The sequence below is a fragment of the Pseudomonas sp. c313 genome (assembly GCF_055407145.1).
Genome location: NZ_JBUZRD010000024.1, coordinates 20,979 through 27,042 on the forward strand (window position 1 = coordinate 20,979; position 6,064 = coordinate 27,042).

4 protein-coding genes are annotated in these 6,064 nt (G+C 57.3%); 1 reads left to right on the plus strand and 3 read right to left on the minus strand.

The window, feature by feature from the left end:
- Nucleotides 1–670: 670 nt before the first annotated feature.
- Nucleotides 671–1,189, plus strand: coding sequence for a YkgB family protein (locus ACZRKZ_RS27230; RefSeq protein WP_003464991.1), 519 nt, complete (start codon nucleotides 671–673; stop codon nucleotides 1,187–1,189).
- Nucleotides 1,190–1,218: 29 nt separating this feature from the next.
- On the opposite strand, the gene ACZRKZ_RS27235 is transcribed toward ACZRKZ_RS27230, so the two are convergent.
- The 3 genes from ACZRKZ_RS27235 to ACZRKZ_RS27245 all read right to left on the minus strand — a co-directional run bounded on the left by ACZRKZ_RS27235 (nucleotide 1,219) and on the right by ACZRKZ_RS27245 (nucleotide 5,916).
- The gene (locus ACZRKZ_RS27235; protein WP_003464995.1) at nucleotides 1,219–2,064 is read right to left on the minus strand and encodes an AraC family transcriptional regulator; all 846 of its coding nucleotides are present in this window, start codon (nucleotides 2,062–2,064) and stop codon (nucleotides 1,219–1,221) included.
- Nucleotides 2,065–2,300: 236 nt separating this feature from the next.
- Nucleotides 2,301–5,330 carry a Tn3 family transposase gene (locus tag ACZRKZ_RS27240; RefSeq protein ID WP_032432545.1) on the minus strand — a complete coding sequence of 1,010 codons (3,030 nt, stop codon included), beginning with the start codon at nucleotides 5,328–5,330 and terminating at the stop codon, nucleotides 2,301–2,303.
- Nucleotides 5,314–5,916, minus strand: a complete 603-nt coding sequence (locus ACZRKZ_RS27245) for a recombinase family protein (protein WP_010465829.1) — start codon at nucleotides 5,914–5,916, stop codon at nucleotides 5,314–5,316. Before ACZRKZ_RS27245 ends, ACZRKZ_RS27240 begins: the two co-directional genes overlap by 17 nt.
- Between the last annotated feature and the right edge of the window lie 148 nt (nucleotides 5,917–6,064).

The following is a 6,064-nucleotide window of genomic DNA, read 5'->3' on the forward strand; positions in this document are numbered from 1 at the left end:
GCATGTAACTAAGGCTGGCGGCGACAATAATGGAGATATTCGGGGCTTACGTTGCATTTTGAGGTCGCAAGTGCATGTGCGTAAATTGAAGCAAATTGCAAGGTTATGCCCAATAGGTAGCTAGCTTATTAATTTAACAAAAGTGACGTGTGTCGTTCTGCAGGGCATGCTGTTCCCCAACCCTGGAAAACCTATCCTCTTTAACACGTCAAAGTCGATTGATAGGCTTGCTGCAACAGCTATCTGCCCGGTTGAAGTCGAAGATCGATGTATCTGTAGGGTTTGGAAATAAATGCGGGCGCCCACCGCACTCACGGCTCAGTTACCATTCTTTGTGCATCGCGGCCGCGCGGCTAGTTGGTAGCTGTTCTAAGCCTAGTCAGTGCCGCCCTTCGCCCCAAGCCCCATAGTCAGATTTGAGAAATGACAGTAGGCGATGCCGCAACGCGCTTCATCGACCTATGTAAAACGACTCCTTTATCGAAATAGTGCACTCATCGCTCTCCACGGCGATCCCTTCATCGCGAATTGCACCGCCCAAGACGATCTGCACTGAAATCAATACTTTCTGATGCCTCTTGATTAGAGATGCCAGCCATAATAATCTCATCGCCAACGCATACGGCGTTCGGCAGCCAACACACTCTCACTCACTACTGGAAGCTCAGACATGAAAACCATAGGCATTGAAAACTCGAAGTCCAGCGTACAGGCCCACTTAACGCTTGGAACCAAAACTATGGGGCTAGGTATCTATGGCGCGTACTTGGCTCTCGCTATTATTTACTTCTGGTTCGGCGGCATGAAATTTACCCACTACGAGGCCGAGGGCCTGGTTCCACTGGTGAGCAACAGCCCGCTTTTGGGATGGGTGTATAGCATTTTTTCGGTCGACATGTTCTCCAGCCTGCTCGGCATACTAGAGATTTCGATCGGCACTCTGATCGCAGGCCGCATGCTGTCGCCCAAACTATCCGTGGTAGGAGGCGCTCTGTCTGCAGGCCTGTTCTTCACAACCCTTAGCTTTATGTTTTCCACTCCGGGCGTCATTGAGCCTAGTTTAGGGTTTCCGGCGATTTCCGTTGCGCCAGGTCAGTTTCTGCTTAAAGACTTAGGGTTGCTTGCTGTTTCGATATTTGTGGCAGGCCATTCGCTGGTTGAACTGGAAAAACGTAAAATTAATGCATAATTTTTTCAATGGCTTAAGGCAGTAATGCCTTAGGCCTTTTTGCCATCATTTTCCCCCGCCAGATCTTTCAACCAGTCACGAGGGCTCAACCCCGTCTTGCGTCTAAATGCGCGAGACAGCGCCGAAGGACTTTCGTAGCCGACTTGAGCTGCAATCAGCGTAATCGAGCGCCCTTCTCGCATCAGCTTCTGAGCCAGGCTAACTCGCCAACTCAACAAATAATCAGCAGGCGTCTGTCCGATGACACTCTTGAAATGCACGGCATACGCAGCGCGTGACATATTTGACTCACTGGCCAGCTCTGCTATTGACCAGGCATGTTCCGGGGAGTTGTGCATCTGTAAAAGCGATCGGGCAAGCCGCATGTCGGCCAGTCCAGCCATCATTCCGGTGCGCAACTGGTGATGATCGAGCAGGTAACGGAGCAACAGAATGATTAGGAGCTCAAATAAGCGCTCAAGCGCGGCTTCCCTTCCACAATGCACATTTGCCGCCTCGGCAAACATCCACTCCAACGTGTCTGCCAGCATGGGCAGATCATCGAGTGCGAGCACCAAACAGTCCGGTAATGAAGCCGACAAAGGATTATCAATTCCGCCCTCAAACTCCATGGAAGCACACAACAACTTTGCGCCATCGGACTCACCCGCAAACAATTGATGCTTGGCGGGGCGTGGCATAAAAATCAAGCTAGGGCGAGTGAGCTGCAAATCCTTGCGATCGGGACCAAGCAACGTCACGCTGCCGGCCTGAAGCAGATGGATATAACCTCGCCGCTCGGCGCCATCGTAAGATGCAGAGCCGCATAGGTCGCCGTCATAGAACAGATTGGCCCGCACGCCGAACCGCGAGAGCAAATTAGACAAACGATCCATTGGCCGATCCTTGACGAGTCAGAACGCACAGACCATACCATCTGCGTTGTCGTTCAGTGCCTGTAGCGAACATGCCGGCGTAAATCAGCCAACGGATAAAGTGATCACTGAGCAGCTCAGCCTCCCTTTCCAGTTCGGCTGTTAAAAAAACAACACCGTTGTTTGAAAGCACCAGCAAATCAAGTGCTCACTCTTCTATTTTACGGGGTTGTACGCCGGAATCCCAGAAATTTCCGTCAGCCCAGCTCCAGTCCCGCCACGAGCGCATCCAGGTCGATGAACTTGCCGTCAGTCTGGAAGGTGTAATGCCCGTTCAGCAGGATGTGCCGCCAGGCCGCTGGCGACATCTGCGTGATCAACGCCAGCGCCTTGGCATTGCCAGCTGCCTCGTACTTCGTCAGCAGCAGGGACAGGATCGCCGAGTTGTAGAAGATGATCGCGTTGCCGATCAGCCTGGCGCACTGGTTGCTGATCTCGATTTCGATGTCGGTGCGGCCGGTCAATTCCTTCTTCCCACCGACTTGGGCGATGGTCGAGCGTAGCTGGTGATAGGACTCAATGCGGTTCTGCGAGCGGTGAACATTACGCTCCAGTTGCGGGTCGCGCAGGTAGCGCAGTGTGTAGATACTGCGGATGAGCTTGTCGAACTCGAAGATTGCGCGCCGCGTCGGGTTCGGCGCCGTATAGGTGCACAGCTTGCGGATCAGCGTGCCCTGCGTCATTTCCTTCAGGCCCAGTGTGGCGACGATTCGGTCGATGTTCGCCTTCTCACCGACGATGAGTTGCCGGTCGATCTGGCCAGCCGGCCGGATCAGGCATTTCTCGTACAATGCCAGATCATCGGCGCAATACAGCTCCTGCAACTGGTCGTCGAGGTCGGTGAAGCGCGGCTCGAAACGAAGTCCGAACCAGTGCAGGATGGCGAAGTTGGCCTTGTTGATGCTGTGCATGTCGCCGGTGATCGCGCTCGGCACGATGTCCGACGTGTTGCGGTACCAGATGTCGAACACGTGGTGAGCCTCGTACTCGTGTGCGCCTATCAGGTAGCCGTTCAACGGCACGTGATTGCACAGCAGCGTGTAGGCGACGACGCCCTTGCCGCGGCCGAAATATTTGCGCGAGTAGCGCGCCTTCACAGTTGGTCGCTCGACGCCGAATTTCTGCCCATCAACGGCACCGTACAACGAATCGAGGTCGAACGAGTAATGCGGGAAGATCGGCAGTGCGGCGATGGCGTTGCTGATGCAATCGTTGGCCACATGTAGCGTCGCCTGGCGCAGGTACTGCTGGTAGGTACTCTCCAGGACGTGGTACGGGATGTCGCTGGTACGTGCCATAACCTGGTTGCCGTGGTTCATGGCTTGGGCAATGATCACCGCCATCAGACTGTCGGCGTCGGCTACCTTCTTCGCATAGCGTGGCTGCAATGGTGTCAGCGCCGACAGGAACTGGCACTGGCCGTTGACGAAGCGAAACACGTCGGCGACATCGCAGTATGGCAGTTGCTCGTAGAGAGCTTGCTCGCGCGCCTTCTGGTTCTCCCCCTTGGGCTTGCGCCAGGTCAGTCTCTGCGTGTCCTTGTCGTATTCCAGGTGCGTCAGCTTGCCCTGTTTCAGCTCGCGATTGAACGCCACCCATTGCGCACGCAACTCGGTCGCCAGTGCATCGAGCTGGGCACTGACCGGCTGCCGCAGGAAGGGGATGTCCATCTGCGCGAGCACGGCGGCTTTCTCGTCCATCGAAACCAACTCGTCGGACAAATGCCGGTGCTGCAAGCTATCGTCAATGTAGAGCTCGCCCGCCTGGAAGCGTTTCCTGACCTGACGGTAAAGCCAGAATTCGTAACGATCGGCATGCAGGCCTGTCGGCGTGCCTTCGGCATCGAACATTAGCAGGTACGGACGCAAGCGTTTCGGCAGCGTTGCCGCCGGACATTCGTCGAGTGGCCGTTGTGATAGGCGCTGCTGCTTGGCGAACACGCTCTTGGCCCAAGTCAGCGCCGCGAGCCATGGGTTATCGGGGGCCGTGCCGGCGAAGTCGAGCGCGACGTACAGCGGCCGTAGATGGCGTCGAATGCGTTCGGCCAGGCCGTCCACCGCCTGCCAGTGCAGCGCCAGTTTGTTCAGTGGCTTGACGCTCATGCGCTGCGCCGTGTTTTGCAGCAATTCCCTGGACATGATTTTGTAGGCGCGTTGGCGCACCTCGCCGAACGGCGTCGGATCGGCCACGCTGTCGTCCACGTACAGCGACAGCAGGCGGCCAACCTGCGGCGTTTCCTGATGGCGTCGCAGCTGTTCGGCGACAAAGGACTGTTTCGCACCCGTGCGGCTCTCGTCCTCAAGTTTTTTCATGTGGAAGGCCATCGCGTCGACCAGGTTGTCGGTGAGCTGCCGGTAACGTACCCAGGCATAGCACAGCAGGTAGAGCCGGGTCTGCTCCGCCTTCAGGTGGCGCAGGTCATGGACGGTATAGAAGTTCGCCAGGCTCGCGTAGTACAGCAGGTTCTGCTGCGAGATGCCGAGCTTGGGCAGCAGCGCCTTGGCGATCCCGTGCAAGGACTTCAGCGTGGCGCGCTTCTCGCGCTCCCCTGCCATCTGACGCCAGCCGAAATCTTTAGCGTCCTGCTTGAGCGCTGCCAGTTGAGACAGGGTGTCGTCACGCACCAGGAGCTGGCCCAGCGCAGCTTTGGCCGATTCGTCCAACACTTCTGCCAGCAAGCCGCCCAAGCGCCTGCGTTCGGTGGACAGGGCTTCACTGACCAGCTCTTGTAAGGTGGTGTGGCCGGGCCGGATGATTTTGTGCTCGCTGAGCCAAACGATCAGTTCGGCGGCCACGAATCCTGGCATTACGTCGCGCCGCACGATCTGTTCAGCCTGCTGTGCCAGTTGCGGCAGGAAGCTAGCCGCCCACGACCGGTAGCCGAACAGTTCGGCGATCTGACCCCTCTGGCTGTAGTGCTCATGCTTGGTGATCGCCTTGCGTTCGAACGCTTCGCCGTGGAAATAGCGACTCAGCACGAAGGCGCAATCGTCCTCGACCTCATGCCAATCGAAGCGGAAGAAAGCATGCTTGGCCTTGAAGTAGCCGATCTGCAAGACGCAATAGACTTGGGCCTGCAGGCTAGGCCGGCTGCTGGCGAACGCCAGTTCAGATTCGGTCAACGCCAGGTATTCCAGCCGCTGAGCATCGTCGAAGTCCGGTAGGCCGTACAAGGCTTCCTGCTCTGCGTCAGAAAAGACGGTGAGTAGCTTATTCTTGTTGCTCATCGACCGTCCTTCCCGCACCACGCCAACCTGCTCGCGTCAATGTTTCGATCAACGTAGTGCGCTTGACATTGAAGTTGCGGCACACCGCCGCCTTAGACATGCCGCCATCGAGCGCGGCGACGATGGCGTCCAGCTTCTCACCAGTGATCGCCTGCGGCCGGCCGCCGATCCGGCCGCGTTTGCGTGCGGCGGCCAAGCCCGCGACGACGCGCTCCTGAATCAAGGCGCGCTCGTACTGCGCGAGCGCACCGAACACCTGGAACAGGAATTCGCCCGAGGGCGTCGTAGTGTCCAGGTTCTCTGTCAGCGAGCGGAACGCCACCCGCTTGTCCTTGAGCGAAGTCACAATGGCGAGCAGGTGCGACAGCGAGCGACCGAGCCGGTCGAGTTTCCACACCACCAGCACATCGCCGGCTCGAACGAACTCAAGCGCCCGCGCCAAGCCGGCACGGTCATCCTTCGCGCCAGAGGCACGATCCTCAAACAGGTGACGCGGATCGACGCCGGCGGCGAGCAGCGCGTCGCGCTGCAAGTCCGTGCTCTGGCGGTCGGAGTCCGACGACACGCGCATGTAGCCAACCAACATAGGCGGATAACCATCAAAAACAGGTTTCCGCATAATAGTGAATAGCGATAGAGTTTTCCGTACATTTTTGAGGGGGTGTTGCACAGGTAGCACAGCGGCGGCTGACAGCCTGTCGCAAAACAAATGTTTTACGACACCTCCTTGAGGT